The organism is Sphingobacterium sp. 2149 (genome assembly GCF_031455655.1).
Classification (GTDB): Bacteria; Bacteroidota; Bacteroidia; order Sphingobacteriales; family Sphingobacteriaceae; genus Sphingobacterium.
In genome coordinates, this window is record NZ_JAVDTD010000016.1 from 100,870 (window position 1) to 119,869 (window position 19,000).

At 43.0% G+C, this 19,000-nt stretch carries 12 protein-coding genes; 8 read left to right on the forward strand and 4 right to left on the reverse strand.

Annotated features, from left to right (window positions below; translation table 11 throughout):
• Positions 1-2: 2 nt before the first annotated feature.
• A complete protein-coding gene (locus J2X77_RS21105; protein ID WP_209578683.1) occupies positions 3-1,523 on the forward strand; it encodes a RagB/SusD family nutrient uptake outer membrane protein in 1,521 nt (506 codons plus the stop codon).
• Positions 1,524-1,571: 48 nt separating this feature from the next.
• Here J2X77_RS21105 and J2X77_RS21110 read toward each other — a convergent pair whose 3' ends face one another.
• From J2X77_RS21110 to J2X77_RS21120, 3 genes are all read right to left on the reverse strand, one after another.
• Positions 1,572-2,660 (reverse strand): Gfo/Idh/MocA family oxidoreductase, encoded by a 1,089-nt coding sequence (locus J2X77_RS21110; protein ID WP_310082349.1) that lies wholly within the window; start codon positions 2,658-2,660, stop codon positions 1,572-1,574.
• 14 nt (positions 2,661-2,674) lie between these two features.
• Positions 2,675-3,322, reverse strand: a complete 648-nt coding sequence (locus tag J2X77_RS21115; protein WP_293939505.1) for a hypothetical protein — start codon at positions 3,320-3,322, stop codon at positions 2,675-2,677.
• A 150-nt stretch (positions 3,323-3,472) separates the two neighbouring features.
• Positions 3,473-5,398: a heparinase II/III family protein gene (locus J2X77_RS21120; RefSeq protein WP_209578682.1), complete on the reverse strand. Its 1,926-nt coding sequence runs from the start codon at positions 5,396-5,398 to the stop codon at positions 3,473-3,475.
• A 574-nt stretch (positions 5,399-5,972) separates the two neighbouring features.
• Between J2X77_RS21120 and J2X77_RS21125 the strand changes: the two genes are divergently transcribed.
• From J2X77_RS21125 to J2X77_RS21155, 7 genes are all read left to right on the forward strand, one after another.
• A complete protein-coding gene (locus J2X77_RS21125; RefSeq protein WP_209578681.1) occupies positions 5,973-6,593 on the forward strand; it encodes an RNA polymerase sigma factor in 621 nt (206 codons plus the stop codon).
• 62 nt (positions 6,594-6,655) lie between these two features.
• A complete protein-coding gene (locus J2X77_RS21130) occupies positions 6,656-7,636 on the forward strand; it encodes a FecR family protein (protein ID WP_209578680.1) in 981 nt (326 codons plus the stop codon).
• Between the two features lie 116 nt (positions 7,637-7,752).
• Positions 7,753-11,406: a SusC/RagA family TonB-linked outer membrane protein gene (locus tag J2X77_RS21135; RefSeq protein WP_209578679.1), complete on the forward strand. Its 3,654-nt coding sequence runs from the start codon at positions 7,753-7,755 to the stop codon at positions 11,404-11,406.
• Positions 11,407-11,418: 12 nt separating this feature from the next.
• Entirely contained in the window at positions 11,419-13,071 is a 1,653-nt protein-coding gene (locus J2X77_RS21140) for a SusD/RagB family nutrient-binding outer membrane lipoprotein (protein WP_310082352.1), read from the forward strand.
• Between the two features lie 66 nt (positions 13,072-13,137).
• Positions 13,138-14,331, forward strand: a complete 1,194-nt coding sequence (locus J2X77_RS21145) for a metallophosphoesterase family protein (protein WP_310082354.1) — start codon at positions 13,138-13,140, stop codon at positions 14,329-14,331.
• Positions 14,332-14,358: 27 nt separating this feature from the next.
• Complete coding sequence (locus J2X77_RS21150) at positions 14,359-15,198, forward strand: glycerophosphodiester phosphodiesterase family protein (RefSeq protein WP_209578676.1); 840 nt, start codon at positions 14,359-14,361, stop codon at positions 15,196-15,198.
• A 133-nt stretch (positions 15,199-15,331) separates the two neighbouring features.
• Entirely contained in the window at positions 15,332-17,695 is a 2,364-nt protein-coding gene (locus J2X77_RS21155) for a glycoside hydrolase family 3 N-terminal domain-containing protein (RefSeq protein WP_209578675.1), read from the forward strand.
• 226 nt (positions 17,696-17,921) lie between these two features.
• Here the strand turns inward: J2X77_RS21155 and J2X77_RS21160 are convergent, their stop codons facing one another.
• Entirely contained in the window at positions 17,922-18,956 is a 1,035-nt protein-coding gene (locus J2X77_RS21160; protein WP_310082357.1) for a sialidase family protein, read from the reverse strand.
• Positions 18,957-19,000 lie beyond the last annotated feature (44 nt).

A 19,000-nucleotide genomic window follows, 5' to 3' on the forward strand; every position in this document is an offset into this window, starting at 1 on the left:
GGATGAAAAAAAGATATATATTACCCTTTGTTTTGTTGGCGTTGTCTTCATGTACCAAAGATTTCTTAAATCAGAAAAACCCCAATGCTGTCACAATCGATGATTATTTCAAATCGGAAAATGATGTGCTTTTGGCCGTCAATGGGCTCTACCAGTCACTTCGTTCGGGGAGTACACTTGGGGAATCGAGTACATTATATAACGAGGAACGTTCTGATAATAGTGGACGTAATGATAATCAATCCAATGCCGGGGAGCCTTTCCAATTCAATGACTTTTCGTTGCTACCAAGCAATACCTACCTCAAGACACATTGGTCGGCTATGTACGCCGCAATCAGTCGCTGTAATGTTGTTATCTCGCATGTGGACGATGTGACCTTTACTAGTGCAGAATTAAAAGGACGTTATATTGCGGAAGCAAAATTTGTACGTGCATTATTATATTTCCACATGGTACGTAAATTCGGAGATATTCCATTAGCTACAACACAGGTGATAAGTAAAGAGCAAGCAAATGAATTGGCTTTTCGGCAGAAAGAATCAATTGTTTACGAGCAGATCATTAAAGATTTGACCGAGGCATTGTCCAGCAATCTTCCCAATACACAAAAAGATTATGTCATTGGCAGAGCGTCTAAAGCGGCCGTCAATGCGATTTTGGGACAAGTATATCTGACTTTGGGCGCTACGCAGACATCGGGGAGTGCGGAAAATTTTGCGAAAGCAGAGCAGTACCTCAATGCGGCTTACCAAATGCGTACTTTCGGCAAACTAAACGAAATTCCTTATGCCGATGTTTTCGATGTGACCAAGAAAAATAGTTGTAAAGAACTTGTTTTTCAGATTCAGTACAAACAAGGAGACCAAAACTATAGTTCAAGTATTGCCCGTAACTACCAAGCGCGGGGGGAGACCATCAATTCACGCTACAATTCGACGGGTGCTGGTGAAGTGGCAAAACTCGATTTGGTCAAAGATTACGAACAAAGCGATATCCGAAAAGATTTCTCCGTAAAGTTTGCCGCGAATACGCAAGTTAACGATTGGTTTGTAACCAAATTTAGGGATAATAGTGACGGGGCAGGTACCAATGGTTGGGGAGGAAACGATTGGATCTTGATCCGTTACGCCGATGTCATGCTGTTATTGGCAGAAGCAAAATATCGCTTGGGCAAAGATGCTGAAGCTATTGTGCTGTTAGATGAAGTACGTGAGCGTGCAGGGTTGCCATCTTATGCAACAGCTATGCTGAATACGAGCTATCGTAGTAAATATCCAACCTTGAAAGAGGCCATATTGCATGAACGCCGTGTGGAACTGGCATTTGAAAACCAACGCTGGTTTGATTTGATCCGTAATTATAATGCGCAGGAACTGGTGACTTATTTTAAGACCAAAAGCCAGGCTGACTACGGCAATGCCAAAATCTCCAATATATCCACAAAAGATCGATACTATCCAATTCCTTTTGATGAATATAAACTGGATCCGGCGCGCATGTATCAAAACCCAGGATATTAATTGAATAGTACACACAAGGTCGGTAGATTAGCTGTCTACTGACCTTGCTTAATTTAGAACGATGGTCTTTCCTGCTGTAGCCGATCGTTTTGCAGCTTCCAGAATCTCGACTACGACGACATTATTATTAATTGATCCGAGATCATTTTCTGGGATTATTTTATGTTTCAAGACCTGTTCAAGGTAAGCAATGTGATGCTCAAAGTAAGGAATTGTCGTCGGTATATCCGTAGGCGGACCATTTTGTTGCGTGTATTTTAGGAGCTCCTTATCGTTTTTGGCATAGAGCTGGGCTTTTGTACCAAAGATCTGCAGATCTTTAACACTATATGGCCAAGCCCAGGAAGCTTGGATAATGCCTGTACTGCCATCTCGATAGTTAAGAATAATAGTGGCGTTGTCGTCGACCTTAGGATAGACTTTCGGTTTTAACTGTTGTGTGAATGCTGTGACGGAAATTGGTTTTTCGCCATTTTTGAGCCAGGTCATGAGATTGGCACCATAGCAGCCAAAATCCATGATTGCACCCCCACCATTTTTTTTCGGATCAGTGAGCCAATCCAAAAAGTAATCGCTGCATCCTATTTCCTTGGGACCTTCGTGTCCGTCTTTTACAAGCATACGTGTGATTTGTCCAACTTCACCTTTGTTCACCAATTCCTTCAGTTTCTGATTGCTTTTATACCACGTCGTTTCATAATTTACCAAAAAGGGAGTCTCAAACTGTTTGGATAAATGTGCGATCCGTTTTGCATCGTATAAAGTGGTTGCGAGGGGTTTCTCCACCATCACAGGGATTTTCAGCGGGAGGCAGGCCTCTGCCACATGGATATGCTCATCGGTGGGATTGTAAGCCAACACCGCATCCGGTGTAACATGCGCCAATAAACTGTGTAAATCTTGATGGAAGAGGGCGGCGGGTAGATTATATTGCGTTTGTATCTTTTTCGATAACGTTTTATTTGACTCAGCAATACCAATAATATCCACTTTTTTATCCTTATATAAATTGAGCAGCAAGAATACATGGTCATGGTTAAGTCCCGCTACAGCCACTTTGAGTCGTTCACTCGCTAGCGCAGCTTGATGGAATAATATAATAAGCAGGAAAGTTATTCTGATCAGATGCTTCATCATGTTAAGTTTAGTTCTTATAAATAGAATGATTTGTTATGAGGATGTCCTTTGTAGATCCAGGTGATCTTGCGATGAGATCGGATGATTTCGGCAACGATGTCAAAATACGTTTCTCCTTGGCCGGCTTTTAGCTCTTCCAGTTTCCTTTGAAAATGTGTTTGATTAAAAGGCGAACCTGCCCCGAGTTTTTGCTGATAATACGCCAAAGTTGTTTCGGTACCCAAAGATGCGCTGCTATGGGCAATATCTTTCCAAACAATAGCATGTGAGGCGGCGTCTTTAAACCTGCCAAATCCACCGTACAGTAAATCGTCAAAGCCGTCTAGACTTCCTATCTTCCAGTTTTCAAAAGACATGTAAACTGTATTGATTTCATCGAAAAAACCGGCAATGTTGTTGATCCTAATGCCGTCAATCATAGCGATACCAAGATCAGGATTACCGCCCACAAGCTGCTTGAAATCCGTCCAAAGATCCTTTCTAAGAATAGCTGAGCCATCTTCTTTATCTTGCCATCTTTTCACAAATTGCACAAGCGCAGTTCGATTTTTACTTAGGTTACCGATTAATGAATACAGAAATGTGTTCACTTCAACGCTATCGGAATCGTTTACCAAAAGATGAGCTAGCGTACCTACAATTTTTCTTTCATCTGTTTTCATCTCTATTCGTATTGTTCCGAAAATTGATTTCCCGTGTCAGCAGCATTAAAAATGCTGTCTAGAAAGCCCGGTTTCGGCCCGCAAATGCAGGACTTTTTTTCACTTCCGGCTTATAATTCCATGAAGTTACATAATATCACGATTCTTTTATTATAAACTCTCTTGACGAATTGTAAAGCTATATTTATCAGTCGGATTGATGTTTTTAGCGGTGAGTTTAATGCGATAAAGTTCCTTCCCCCATACCTGATTCAGCCTGGAGTCCTCCTGTGGAATGACATCGAAGCTGGCAGTGAACTGTGCAGGATCGAAATACAAAGTTGCGCCTACATTTTTTAGACTGATGGCTCCGTTCCCTATTTTTGGTTCCCGTGCAACCAGAAAATGAATGATATTAGCCTGCTTAGGATCAATAATTTTAAACTCATCCTGAATATCCAATCCTTTTTGCGAAAGTGTGTAACTTCTCTTCCAGTATGTGATGTTGGCTGATTTTGGATAAGCTTTTCCAATATCAAGCTGGAATCTATTTTGATCAGGCATAAATACGACATTTTCGGCTTTATATTCCTTTCCAAAGGATTGATCCGTTCCATTGATCGCCGGAACGTTGTGGTACGCACTCTGCATAGTCCAGATGCTGTATCTGTCGGCACTAAATGTTTTTTTTGTATAGGTGCCAACACCCGCATCAATGAATAATGGCTGTTGATCCTGATACAAAATGAAATTTCCAACATCATTATGATTGTGGCTTTCGTTGTTGAAACCACCTTTCGCAGCAAAGAAAAATGGCGCCTTTTTCAGGTAAATGAATTGTGTTTCGGGATACCATTTAAAATTGTTGTGTGGGAGGGCAGCTGTAATATCTTCCAGCTGCGGATAGCATCGGAGGTCTTCGAAGACACGGAAAATATCTCTTGTGGGTTTGAAATTTAAGCTTCTGTCACCAAGTCTTTCCATATATCGGGCAAATTGCATCATCTCGCTGCTGTTGACGTCCCTTCCGTAGCGGTAAATCAGTAATGGATCGCTGGCACTTTTGGCAGAGGCATCTGCAAAATTGACGACCCATTTATCACCACCAATATAGGATTGCGCAATGTATTCGCCCATATCACGAATAATAGGTTGATCAAAAATAGTGATTTTACCCTTGGTAGCTAATGCAAGTATTTTTAGGTAATCGTAAAGCTTGCCTGCAGCATGCCCCCAATAGGAAGGGCCCTCTTCACAAGCCCCATCTGTCTTGACATAATTGATGAAGCGATCCACAGAAGACATCGTTTTATAGATTCCTGCAAGTTGTATGTCGGGATTATCCTCAACCAAAAGTAGGGCTGTCAGGACGTTAAAATTGCACCATGGGTTCCAATTATTGACCAATTGTCCTTCTTTAAGTTCAAATGCCTGCCACCACATATCGTTCCGGTCTAGGTAGGGTTGTATGATGCGTAGTTGAATCTGTTGTTTTAAACGGATGCTGATTGCTGGATTTATTTGATTGAATGTATCGCGAAAGAAATAATGAATCCAGCTCAAAAGAGATCCAATATCACCGGCCATCAGATCGACCACTGCTGTGCGCTCTTGCGGCAACGACCGTTTGCTGGACTGAAAGGCACCAAGGTGGGCTGAGAGAGACCATGTTGCCATTTCTGTCAGTTGCCAACTGCCGTTCAGGATTTGATCCACATACCGTCCTTTTCCCTCAGCAAGTTCTGCTAGCAGCAGATTGGTCAACGCGGTGCAATTTTCATTCAGTGGTTTTTCCATTATACTGCGGTTGCCTGAGCGCTCGTATTCAAGATAGTCGGTTGCTTTGACTACCTGCCATTGATAGGACAGAGCCTCGTTCCCCTTTTTTATGATGCGGTCTCTAAAAGGAGCCGTCAGCTTATTCCAGGCTACCCGATCGGAATAAGACGGATAGGGCACCCATGATTTGTCATTCCCTATATTGGCTTTCAGGTGCTCTAGCTTAAAAGCTCCTGTCAATAGGTTCAGATCTTTTCCTTGTAGCGTTTGGAAAAACACGCTGAAAAGAGAGCATAATAGAATGAAATGAATTTTCATGATTACAAGTCTTAATTTGGTGGTATTAGCGGCCAGTAGATTTTAGTTTTAATTGGATTTGAAAAAATGAATTTCTATAGCGTGAATTTACAGTATTACCAAACATCCTCAATAACATTTTCCCGAAATCGTTTTCGTGTGCGCTGTCCTGAACAGGCAGTGCTTAGGATGTCTTTACGTTGTGGCCGATGAAAGCAATGGAAAGACCAAATGTAAAATGAACTGGATCTTTTGCTGACAATGAGCTGGATGATAGCTTCTGATCTCGGCCAATTGACCGAATTTTAAGTATTTTTCACTATAACGTAGTTATTAACAAAAAGTCTGTTCATTATAAGTAAATTAACAAGCTTATTAACATTTTTTTTGTATTGCCTTCCATAACGTTGACTACCTTGGTAAAATAAGATAGAATAAATGTTTTTAACAAAAAGGCCATTCTATATGAGTGTATTAACATGTTTATTAACAATTATTAGGATGTTTTTTTACAACGTTCATTGCAGATTAGATCCAAGTAAAAGTTTCCCGATAAATTAACATTTTGATAATCTACGGGGGCTATCTTTGTCAAGTGAACACTACCGAAGCCAAATTTGATAACCACCATGTGCTGCGCTTTAAAGAAGGTGACCCCATGGCCTTTGCCTATTTCTTTGAGCAGTATTGGGAGGGGCTATACATCGTCGCTTATCGGCATCTTCAAGAGGAGGCTCAGGCTAAAGATCTTGTGCAGGAAGTTTTTATTCATATTTGGGAAAAACGATTGCTCATCAATAGTGAATACGATTCCATAAAATTCTATCTCCATAAAGCACTCAAAAACAAAATTCTAAATTACTACGCTACTGAACGTGTTCGAAAACAAGCATTGGAAAAATCCATGGAGAAAATGGATATATTTTCCAATTTAGACAGTCACGCTTTTGCTAGGTATCAAGCCTTGGAAGCAATTGTGGATGATTCGATTGAAAAACTACCTAAATTGATGAAGGCCGTTTACTTGATGCGGGCTGACAATTATTCAATCACTCAAATTGCCGTTGAGCTCAATCTCGCAGAACAGACTGTTAAAAACTATCTGTCGGAAGCCAAAAAGATCATGCGCCGTGAATTAACGCGAAGATTTGCAGACCACGATCCTATATTTTTATTGCTTATCGGTAGTTGTTTTCTTCATCATTATTTAATATAAACAACATATTTAATTAAAGTACTTTCGATGTTCTGACCTGTATTAGTATAAAATTATTGCAGGTGGATTTAGAACGCTTTAAACTTATCATAACGGATTACCTTGGCGGAAAGTTGACCGACCAGGAGAAGCAACATGTGGACGACTGGTATGAGTCCATCTCAAATGAAGACAGTAAGCCCTTTGCTGATGATAGTCACAGGGATAGGATCAAACGTGAATTATTGCTGCGTATGGAGGGAGTTGCTCCATCGCTCAAGGCCAAAAAGAAGACGGTCAGAAAATTCACCTGGCTATCTTCAGCAGCGGCGGCTTTGATACTGTTTAGCTGCAGCCTGCTATTGCTACAGCGTAACCCAGGGATCCTATCTCGAAAAGAAGTAGAAACAGCTGCATTGCTTACTGAAAAGGGGACAAGGGCAGGAGAATTGAGAGAAATTCAGCTACCAGATGGAACATCTATCTTTTTAAACGGAAATACACGTATCCGCTACGACCGTAAAAGCTTTGCGTCAAATAGAACATTGTTGTTAGATCAGGGGGAAGCATTCTTTCGGGTCAGAAGGGATACTTTGCATCCATTTAAGATCGAAACCGGCGGCGTTTCTGTTGCCGTTCTTGGAACATCGTTCAATGTCAATAAATCAATGTATACCAAACATGTCACTATAGAGGTTAAAACCGGGCGTGTGCGTGTTTCAAGTGAAAAAAATGGGGAAAACCATATTCTTACGCGCGGTAAGGCCATCAGGTATAGCCTTACTAAAAATCATTTTGAAACTTTCGATAAAGATCCGGCATTGATCAATCTTTGGACACAGGGCAGCATAGTCGTGAATGACGTTGGCTTTGAGGAGCTTAAAGAGTTGATATATCGTCGATTTGGAGCTGTTCTACTTACCGACAATCTGAATACCGATTCATTCAACTATTCGCTGATGATACCTCAAGTACAATCATTGGATCAGGTGCTGACTATCGTTTGCAATATTCATCAAATCAAATTTAGGAGGGAGAAAAATGAAATAATCTTGTACAAATAAGCTGTAAGGAGCAGATCAGCATACGTTATCTGCTCAAGAAAAGTGCTCATCTGGCAAACCGCTAAATCAACCAGTGAGCACCTGAATATTCTTGTTTAAAACAATCATACAAATATATGTATAAAATAATTAAGCTTACCGGCCTTGCCACCAAGCTTGCGCTTTGCTCCTTGGTGTCTTGTGCTGTAGTCGACAGCCAGGCCAGGGTACTGGATAGGGGCAGCGCCGCACATTGGGATACGATCAATATCCATCTCTTGAATGGTAATGCCGCTCAGGCGATAGCACAGCTTTCAAAAGAAACAGGTCAAGCCATTGGCTATGATAGAAAAATGCTACAGCTAGAGCGAATTTCAATTGCACAAAAGACATTTCAGCATGCGAGTTTCGAGGAAGTTCTTGCGTATATCCTGAAAGGAACAAACATTCAATCAAAAAGAGTGTTAGGAGGTGTCGTACTTGTTAAAAATGGGAATAAACAAGAGCTGTATGACTTGAAGTTACAGTTGGTCGATCGCACCAAACAGCCAATTCGCGGAGCCTCTGTGCGTATCCCGCTCACGGGAGAAAGTGCTTTGTCTAATGCAGATGGTGAAGTAACCATCAAATTGGCTGCGGGCGTGTACAATGTACTGATATCCCACATTGGCTATGAACTGAAAGAATTGACTGGTCTGAAGCTCGATGCCGGTGCAGCAGCTGTACGTCAAGTGATCTTAAATGAAGATGACAACGAGCTGGATGAGGTCGTTGTGACGGCGTTGGGCATCAAACGTCAGGACCGCTCATTGGGTTATTCCGTTGGTAAAATCAAAGGTGAGGACATCAATCGCGTCAATAACGATAATTTTTTGGTTGGTATGGCAGGTAAAGTGCCCGGCGTATCGATTAGCGCGACAGGGCCCACTGGCTCAAGCGTGAATATGGTGATTCGTGGAGCGTCATCGCTGAGTACAGACAACCAGCCGCTGTTTGTAGTGGATGGTGTACCCTTGATGAACAGTTTAAATAATATCGGTCAGATCGGTGATGATAATAAAGTCGATTATGGTAATGCAATTGCCAATATCAATCCCGAAGATATCGACAATATTTCTATCTTGAAAGGACCTAGCGCAGCCGCGCTTTACGGCTCACGCGCAGGGAATGGCGTGGTGCTGATCACCACCAAAAGTGGCAAAAATGCAGAGAAGATGACAATTGCCGTTACAAGTAATACGGTATTTGATATTCCTTATAAATTTATTGAATTGCATAACAAATTTGCTAGTGGTACTTTACCGTGGAGACCCGGTGATCTACTAGGTAATTTGGTGATCGAGGAAGAATCGAGTGTAATGGTTGGACCAGCGCTGGATAAGGGCTATAAAGCTGTGCAATGGAATAGCCCCCTTGATGAAAATGGAAAGCCGATCCCGACCGAATTAAAAGCATACCCAGATAATATCAAAAACTTTGTTCAAACAGGGATTACGAGTACCAACGGGATTTCCTTGAGCAACAGAAGTGAAAAACTGGATTATCGTTTCTCTTATTCCAATATGGCCAATAAAGGAATTATCCCCAATTCGGACCTGTTCAGAAATACCTTGAATGTTAATTCAACCATGCGCCTTCGCAACAGCCTGACATTGGGACTAGCATTGGATGCCAGTAGAAATAACGCCAACAATAGGCCCGCAGGAAACCGAGGAACCAATCCGATGCAAGCGGCCTATGAAGTTGCTCCACATATCAATATACTAGACTTGCAGGATTATTGGCTGCCGGGACAGGAACAGATTCAACAGCGCTCGCAGTCTATCGGTAACCATAACAATCCCTATTTTCTTGCTTATGGGGTGAACAATGCATTTACGAGAGACCGGATCTTTGGCAACCTGAGGTTGGATTGGGCTATCAAAAAAGACTGGACTGCAATGCTTCGGTATGCAACAGATATTTATTGGGAAAATAGGGAGACGAAAATCCCTTACAGTTACACCAACGAACCGAGAGGGGCATACGGTATTGTCAATTTAATGAATATGGAGCAGAATATCGACTTTCTGACAACTTACACCAAAAAATTGGATGCTTTTCAGGTTACAGGCTCATTGGGTGGAAATCTGCGCTATAACCGAGGAAAATCGGTGCAAAACACGTCAAAAAATGGCGCTGGACTCATCACACCGGGGCTCTATACATTGGCTAATATCAGTCCACTCAATCTGGATTTTTACAGCACAATTTCTGAAAGAGCCATAAACAGTGTTTATGGACTGATCAATCTAAGTTATCGGGATATGGTTTACCTCGATGTAACCGGGCGCAACGACTGGTCTAGTACCTTACCTGTGAACAATCGGTCCTATTTCTATCCTTCGGCCTCCTTGAGTGTACTGGCCAACCAAGTGTTTTCTTTACCGAAAACAATCAATTTAGCAAAATTGAGAGCAGGTATTGCACGTGTTGGAAATGACACGTATCCCTACAATCTTTCCAACGTCTTGAGCAACCCTGGTAGCTGGGGTGACGTATTACGGCTAACACGTTCGGGTTCACTTCTGGTTCCCAATCTGAAGCCCGAAATTGCAACATCTTACGAGTTTGGCCTGGATCTGGGTATGTGGAATAATCGACTCAAGTTTGAGGGAACCTATTACAAACTGGAAAACAAAAACCAAATTATTTCGACAACGCTTCCGGGTTCAAGCGGCTTCAACTCCAAAAATATCAATGCCGGTTTGTTGAGTAGCCGAGGTATTGAACTGGCAGTATCTGGACGGCCTATTGCCAAGGAAAATTGGACATGGGATATTGGTGTCAATTGGCACCGCAATCGTACTCGTATCGACAAACTCTCTGAAGGAGTAGAATTTTATACGTTTTGGACCGACGGCCGCGGTGGCGCACGTACCTACGTGGGGGAAGAGATCGGGGATCTATACGATTCTAAGTTAGTGACTGTGGAGGATCAGTCATCACCTTATTATGGTTTTCCTATTCTTAATAAAAATGGTTCGTGGCAGGCGGTAAGGATAAACAATAGCCGCAATAAAATCGGGAATTTCAATCCAGATTTCACCATGGGTCTGCAGTCAAGTCTTCGCTATAAAAAATGGACGATGAATATCGCCGCAGATATGCGTTTTGGAGGAAAGTTCATGTCCCAGACCTATCGCTATTTCGAATCTAACTTGACGACGCAACGCTTTCTTGACCAGATGATCAATCCTAATGGAATGACCGGCGAAACGTTACGGAACTACTTGGTTGATAATGATCTTGTCCGTGTGCAAGGAAACCGCTATCCCATTGTTGGTGGACCTGGTGAAGAGTATGGCGGTTATCCTATCAGCGTAGGAGGCCTAGTTGGAAATTTTGGGGTGTTTAATCCCGGTGTTATCGCGCAATATGATACGAAAGGCAATGTAACAGGGTATACAGAAAATCTAGGCGCCGAGGGAACAAAATATATCGCTTATTCGGACAATTATCCTTGGGATTTTATGAACGCTGCAACATTTGATGCCTCTTTTATTAAGCTTCGGGAACTGTCCTTTAGCTATGATTTATCGGGAAAATGGCTGAAACGTGTTGGGATCGAAAATGGTAGTGTTGGCGTTTATACCCGTAACCTGATTTTATGGACTAAAGCGAAAGTGGGTATAGATCCGGAAATGGCCTTTCAGCCGGAAACTGGTATTGGATTCAAGCAGGGGATTGAACGCTATAACGTTACCCCTTGGTCCATGCCTATTGGATTTAAAGTAAATGTGACATTTTAATACACGACATAAATGAAAAATCAGTTGAAGCGCTTTACCATGGCGTTAGTGGGCCTTGGAATCGTATGGAATATTTCAGCTTGTAAAGATCTGACCGAACTTAATATTAATCCGAATGGGGTAAGTGAAGAGGATGCAAATCCCAATCTTTTATTGCCAACAATATTAACAGGGGCGGCAAAGAAATATAATGAACTAAGTTTCTCAGATCTTGGCGGAGTGATGCAGCATACGCAATTAGATGCCTGGTTCAATTCACATAATGATTATGAATGGACTGGGGGAATTTTGAGCTGGGATGCTTATTATGGCTTTTTACGGGACAATGAGCTTATGCGCAGACGAGCGGAGAAATTAGGACTGGATTTCCATAAAGGAGTTTCGTTGGTGATGCGCGCCTATTTATTTGGACTGGTGAGTGATCTTTGGGGGGATGCGCCTTATACCGACGCGTTAAAGGCGGAACTCGGAGATGCAGTATATAATTTTCCGAAATATGACGGCCAGGAAGTTATTTACAGCGGTATAATCGACGAATTGTTACAGGCTAATGAAATCCTATCGCGGCCTGATGCCTCTTATGAGGTGCTAGCCAATGCGGATGTGTATTTTGGAGGTAAGGCTTCTAAATGGCGGCGATTTGCCAACTCGTTAGCTTTGCGGTATTACATGCGTCTTTCGGAAAAGTCTCCGGCTTTTGCCAAACAGGGTATTGAAAGTATGCTTGCCAATACAGACAAATTTCCATTAATTACTAGTTCGACGGATGATGTACTCATGGATTTTGTTGGAAATAATGCGAATGATTCCTGGCCTTCCAATACGTTGTATGATGCCAGCGGCAGTAATTTTAGACGAATGAAAATGTGTGCAACATTGGTCGATCGACTACAGGAGCTTGGCGACCCTCGTCTAATGGTTTGGGCAAGAAAAATTGATATCCCCATTGAGATCCGCAGTAGTGAACCCTCAGGGACAGATAAGATCGTCAACGGTGTTCGTATTGTGTCGCCTGACATAGTCAAAGGGGTACCTGTTGATACAGACAAAGAATATGTTGGATTGCCGCCAAGTGTTTCTAAAAATCCCTCGGCTTACAACCTTAATCCGACGCCGGGGCAGACTTCAATCAATCCACATGTTTCTTACCTAAATGATAGCTATCGCTCGGCAAAAGGAGGTTTATTGAAGGCGAGACTACTTTCGGCTTCAGAAGTAAATTTCATTTTAGCGGAGGCCGCCTGGAAAGGATGGAAGATGCCTGAGGCAGCTAAAACCTATTATGAGCGTGCCATTCAAGAATCTTTGACCAGTTGGGGTAAGGCAACAGAATATTCCAATTATATCCGTCAGAAAGGGGTAATTTTTGAAAATAGCCAAGCGCAAATTATTGAACAAAAATGGATCGCAAGCTGGTCTACTGCCGCACAATCGTGGTTTGATTATAGAAGGACGGGATATCCTGCACTCAAAGCAGGGCCCGCAGCTATTCGTACACAACTTCCTGTGCGTGTGCCTTATATGCAAACCGAAATGAGTGTGAATCAAAAAAATGCAGAAGAGACCTTAAAGCGTATTGAAAAGACAGCATATTCACAGGCAGATAATGAAAATAGTGCATGGTCAAAAACTTGGTTACTACAAGGAACTAATAAGCCATGGTAAGTACTGATCGTAAAATGGAAAGTCAGTAAAACAAGCGGTTCAATCGCTTATAAAATCAATATAAAAATGAAAATAAAACATATTCTACTTGTCATCGGCGTTTGCTGTACTTTATTTGAAGCAAAAAGCCAGACCGCCAACGCGTATAAACAGCCAGACCGGATTACATTGACCTGGTCCGATGATCCCAGCCACACGCAGTCTGTTTCGTGGCGTGTCAATGCCGATAAGACTAAAATTATTGGTCAGGTTGTTGAAGAACAGCGTAATCCTGAACTTGAAGCAAAAGCGATTTCAGCACAGGGAATAGGAGTGTCTCTCGAGCAAGGGCAACAAGCCGATACCTATGGACAGGTAACCTTCCGTGACCTGAAACCCGGAACCGTCTATGCCTATCGGGTAGGAGATGGCACCATTTGGAGTTCCTGGAATCAATTCAGAACTGCGGAGAATTCTGGCGCCTTTTCGTTTATCTATTTGGGCGATGCGCAGAATGACCTACGGTCACGATGGGCACGTGCCATCCGTCGTGCTTTTCAACAGGAAGCGAATGCTCGCTTTATTGTTCATGCCGGCGACCTGATCAATCGCTCGAATGCCGACGAAGAGTGGGCAGAATGGCATGAGGCCGCAGGATTTATACATCAGCTAATTCCGGCTATCCCAACACCTGGGAATCACGAGTACCGCCGCGACTCGCTTGGCAAACTGGTATTGGATCCGCATTGGAAAGTACAGTTCAACTTGCCTAAGAATGGCCCTGAGAACATGCAGGATGCTGTTTATTATTTGGATTATCAGGATCTGCGAATCATTTCCCTAAATTCTCAATTGATAATGCTAGACTCCACCGCAGCAGCAGTGCAGGAAAAATGGCTGGAGAATGTGTTGTCATCATCACCAAAAAAATGGAACATTGTTGTCATGCACCATCCCGTATACTCTACGGCTAAAAATCGTGACAATACCATCTTGAGAGAACGCTTTAAACCTATTTTTGAGAAATATGGAGTGGATTTGGTCCTTCAGGGACATGATCATACCTATGCACGTGGAGGGCTTGGTAAAAAGCGTCCTATTTACGTTTTATCCGTCGCCGGACCGAAAATGTATGCGTCAGATTCCGAACGCTGGATGGATCGCGCAACCTCACAGACGCAACTATATCAGGTCATTAAACTGAACAACAATAAGCTGTATTTTTCAAGCTACATGCTGAATGGTCAGCTGTTTGATTCTTTTGAAATGACAAAAAAATAGAAGTTTTGAAAAAAGAGCTATATAGCAATGAAAAAGATTTTATTTTCTGCTATCTTACTGAGTATGATAGTGAGTTTGACAACAGCGGTATATGGTCAGTCGGCTGATTTGATTAAAAAGTTAAATCAACAAAGTGTTCACATTGCAGCGCACCGGGGCGCTCATTTGAAACAGCCAGAAAACTCAATTGCTGCGATTGAAGAGGCCATTCGACAAGGAGCTTCCGTCGTAGAGGTCGATGTACGGGCCAGCAAAGACGGTGTACTGGTGCTGATGCATGATAAAACAGTGAACCGTACGACAACGGGACAAGGAGAGGTCGCCAAACATACCTATGCTGAGCTTCAAAAGCTCCACTTACGCACCCAGGCCCATGGAGGAGAATCGGAACATGTGATTCCGACCTTATCAGAAGCTTTGCGTGTAGCAAAGGGTAAAATCCTTGTTGATCTGGATTTTAAGGAGGATCGGAAAGAATTTGTGAAGACAACTTATACGCTTATTGAACAGGAGGGGATGGAAGACCAAGTACTGTTTTTCCTTTACGATTACAAAGACATGCCGAAGACTTACAAACTCAATCCCACGATTACGCTGTTCCCCAGAGCACGTAGCATAGCTGACCTAGCGGCTATACTCAAGATGAAATTAACGACGGTTGTCCATCTTGATGAGTCGTTTATAGAAACCGAAGAACTCGACCAGCTGCGCAAACAGGGTATTTATTTTTGGATGAATAGTTTGGGGGAATATGACGATCAAGCGGCAAAGAGTGGAAGCATGGCTTATCGGTCTTTCTTGGAAAAATATCCGTTTGTGCGTCTCATTCAGACCGACCAGCCAGGTCTGTGGCGTGAAGTGCTCTAAGGGGAATCAAAATTTAACTTGATTATTGATGCTAAATCGTTAATTTAGTGTTTTGGAAACCGGTTGCATAGCCTAGTGATGTGCTAATCCGGGCCATGATAAAGCATAGAAATAGAAAAATAACAATCCACTTATGAAAGTCCGTATATTACTTTTGGCCGCAATGGGAACATTGCTCTGTCCACAACTTCAAGCCCAACAATTTCCGTATAAAAACCGTACTTTACCTACCGAAAAGAGGGTAAGTGATCTATTGGGAAGAATGACTGTGGAGGAGAAGGTCGGGCAGTTGAGTAAATTACTTGGCTGGGAAATGTATACGAAAGATGGAAAGCAGGTAACGATTAGCAATAAACTACGGAAAGCAGCAAAAGAGCAGCATATTGGGTTATTGTGGGCGACATTGCGAGCCGATCCTTGGACACAGAAAACCTTATTGAATGGTTTGAGCCCGGTAGAAGCTGCGCGTGCTACAAATGCGATCCAACGTTATATGGTGGATAGTACACGACTGGGGATTCCGTTATTATTGTCTGAGGAGGCGCCACACGGACATATGGCCATTGGTGCAACCGTTTTCCCTACTGCTATTGGGCAAGCGAGTACCTGGAATCCACAGTTGATTCAGGATATGGCATCGACGATTGCTAAGGAGACCTATGCAGTGGGCGGTAAAAACGGATACGGTCCTGTGCTTGATTTAGCGCGAGATCCCCGTTGGTCACGTACGGAAGAAACTTATGGTGAGGATCCCTACCTAATTGGACAAATGGGAACTGCAATGATCCGTGGTTTTCAGGGCGAGAAGTTAGGGCAACGCGATAAAATAATAGGTACATTAAAGCATTTTGTCGCCTACGCTGCTCCAGATGGAGGACACAATGGCGAGTCCGTATCATTTGGCGAGCGTAGCCTCAGGCAATATTTCCTTCCGCCTTTTGAGCGTGCTGTAAAGTCAGGCGCTGGGTCGGTCATGACTGCATATAACAGTATTGACGGTATTCCTTGTTCAGCCAATCCTTGGTTGTTAAAAGACGTTCTACGTAAAGACTGGGGATTTACCGGTTTTGTTGTGTCGGATTTATTGAGCATATCGGGTCTCAACGGCGGTCACGCTACTGCTGCTACTGGCGAAGATGCTGCTTCGCAAAGTATTCATGCGGGATTGGATGTTGATTTAAGCGGGACTGGCTATGGTTCAAATTTGCTTAAGGCTGTGCGGCAAGGGCTTGTTGAATCTGCTGTTCTCGATACGGCAGTTGCCCGTGTATTGCGGATGAAGTTCAATCTTGGCCTTTTTGATCAACCTTATGTGGATGAGAAATTAGTTGCTCAAAAAGTCGCTACACCACAGCATAAAATGCTTGCGAGGCAAGTAGCCCGCGAGTCGATTGTTTTGCTAAAAAATGATCAGCAACTTCTACCGTTGAGTAAATCGTTGAATCGAATAGCCGTTATAGGTCCTAATGCTGACAATGCTTATAATCAGTTGGGCGATTATACCGCGCCACAGGCCGACGGTAAAATTCAGACCCTCTTAATGGGAATCCGGTCTGCAGTTGGTAAAAGTACCAAAATTGATTATGTTAAAGGCTGTGCAATACGGGATACAAGTCATTCGGATATCGCTGGAGCCGTAGCAGCTGCTAAAGAGGCTGATGCGGTGATTTTAGTTTTAGGAGGTTCAAGCGCACGTGATTTTAAAACCTCCTATCAGGCAACCGGAGCAGCCAATGTGGACCCCAATACCGTGAGTGATATGGAGAGTGGAGAGGGCTTTGACCGCGTTTCGCTAGATATGATGGGCGATCAGATCAAGTTGATGCAGGCAATACAGGCAACAGGAAAACCCGTTGTACTTGTAACAATTATGGGGAGACCGTTAAACCTGAATTGGGCAGCAGAGCATGTGCCTGCGATAGTGAATGCTTGGTATCCAGGACAGGAAGGAGGCTTGGCTATTGCAGATGTCTTGTTTGGCGACTACAATCCCGCAGGAAGATTACCGATTTCAGTACCTCGGTCTGTTGGGCAGCTACCAGTACATTACAATCATACAAAACCGAAACATCACGACTATGTAGAAATGTCGGCCAGTCCATTATATCCGTTTGGCTATGGATTGAGCTACAGCAGTTTTGAGTACTCTAATTTACAGATTTCTTTGAATGAGTCTGCGCATGATTTTACATGTACGGTGTCGTTTGATATTGCTAATACGGGAAAATTGGCTGGCGATGAAGTTGCTCAGTTATATGTTGTGGATGAGGTGAGTTCGGTTGTGACGCCAGTCATGCAATTGAAGCGTTTTGAGCGTCGAAATATTACAGCAGGGAAGAAAGAGAGCTATTCTTTTCAATTGACCAAAGAAGATCTGAAACTCTGGAATGCAAGCAACGAATGGAAGACAGAAAAAGGTAAGTTTAAACTCTTGGTTGGTGCATCTTCGAATGATATACGACTTAAAGGAGAAACGGTTTTAACAAAGGATTATTAAATTCGAAACACGAAATATGACATGGGGCGGTCCAATTTTTTTGGACCGCCCCATTTTTTTTTAATGTTGGTCGTTGAAACTACCTACTGTGTCATTTCAAACTCCTGTACTATTTCGAATATCCGATCTACAGCGATTTAGATTAAATGTTAGACAGTCTCTTTTTGCTGTATCGATAGCTTGGCTTCCTGGTCGGATCTACTGCTGCTGTTTCTGATCAAGAAAGTTACCTCAGTACAATATGCTTAATATTTTTCCTGTTCCACGTATACGTAATATGGATTAGACCATTGGCGTCCTGAATGATTGTTGGATAAGAATACTCGTCGTTCTTTACCCCATCTTCGAGGGTTAAGACATCTTTCCACAGTAAACCATCCTTCGATATGGCGACATGGAGTTTTGTGCGTCCTTCCCACCAGTCGTTGCCAGCGATTGACGGGTTGAAGACGATCATAAAGAGGCCATTTTTCAGACGAATAGCATCAGTGGCTGAATTTGGATTGAGTAAATTGGTTGCTTCCCAAGGGCTCCATGTAAGGCCCTGATCTCTTGAAAAAGCCGCCATTACCTTATTTTCTTTACTTCGACAGAGCACCTGAATACGGCCATCGGCATGTTGGATGATACTGGGTTGAATCACCTGGACACTTGTATCAGGGCGAATCGGACTGACGGACCACGAGCGGCCATGATCCCGGCTAATTTCGACGTGTGCTTTCCAAATTTCTTCCTTGGATTCCGTGCTGGAAGGGGAGAGAAGCAGACCGTTATTCAAGGTGATAGGCTTGTTTTTGATAGGTCCTAATATACCTTCAGGCAATTGTTGCGCCTCCGACCAGCTAGTACCCTTATCTAGCGAATGTTTAACGTACCCCTTCCATTCTCTCGGGTTGGGCCCTATTTTATAATATAAAGAGAGGGTGTCGCTGTGTGGGTATTGATAGAAGACCGGGTTCCATGTTGGAAAGCGGGTATCGCCAAAGATGCCGTCTGCAATCTGTACAGGAGGCTGCCATTGCCCATGGTGATATAGGGAGCTCCAGATAACCACGTCGGGGTTAGATTCGTGTGTGCCGCCAAACCAGGCTGCCAATAAACTGTCTTTTCCGATGACTTGAATGGTGGATGCATGGCATTGCTTGAATGGAACCTCACCTGCCTGGAAAATTTGTTCTGAACGGAGAATTTGTGGTTTGTAGGTGGCGCAAGAAGATAGGAGCAGCGCGAATAGTGTCGAAAGTACGGTGATTTTTTTCATTGGAATTGAAGGTTTAAAAACCTGACTCGTTGGTTTAAGTATCA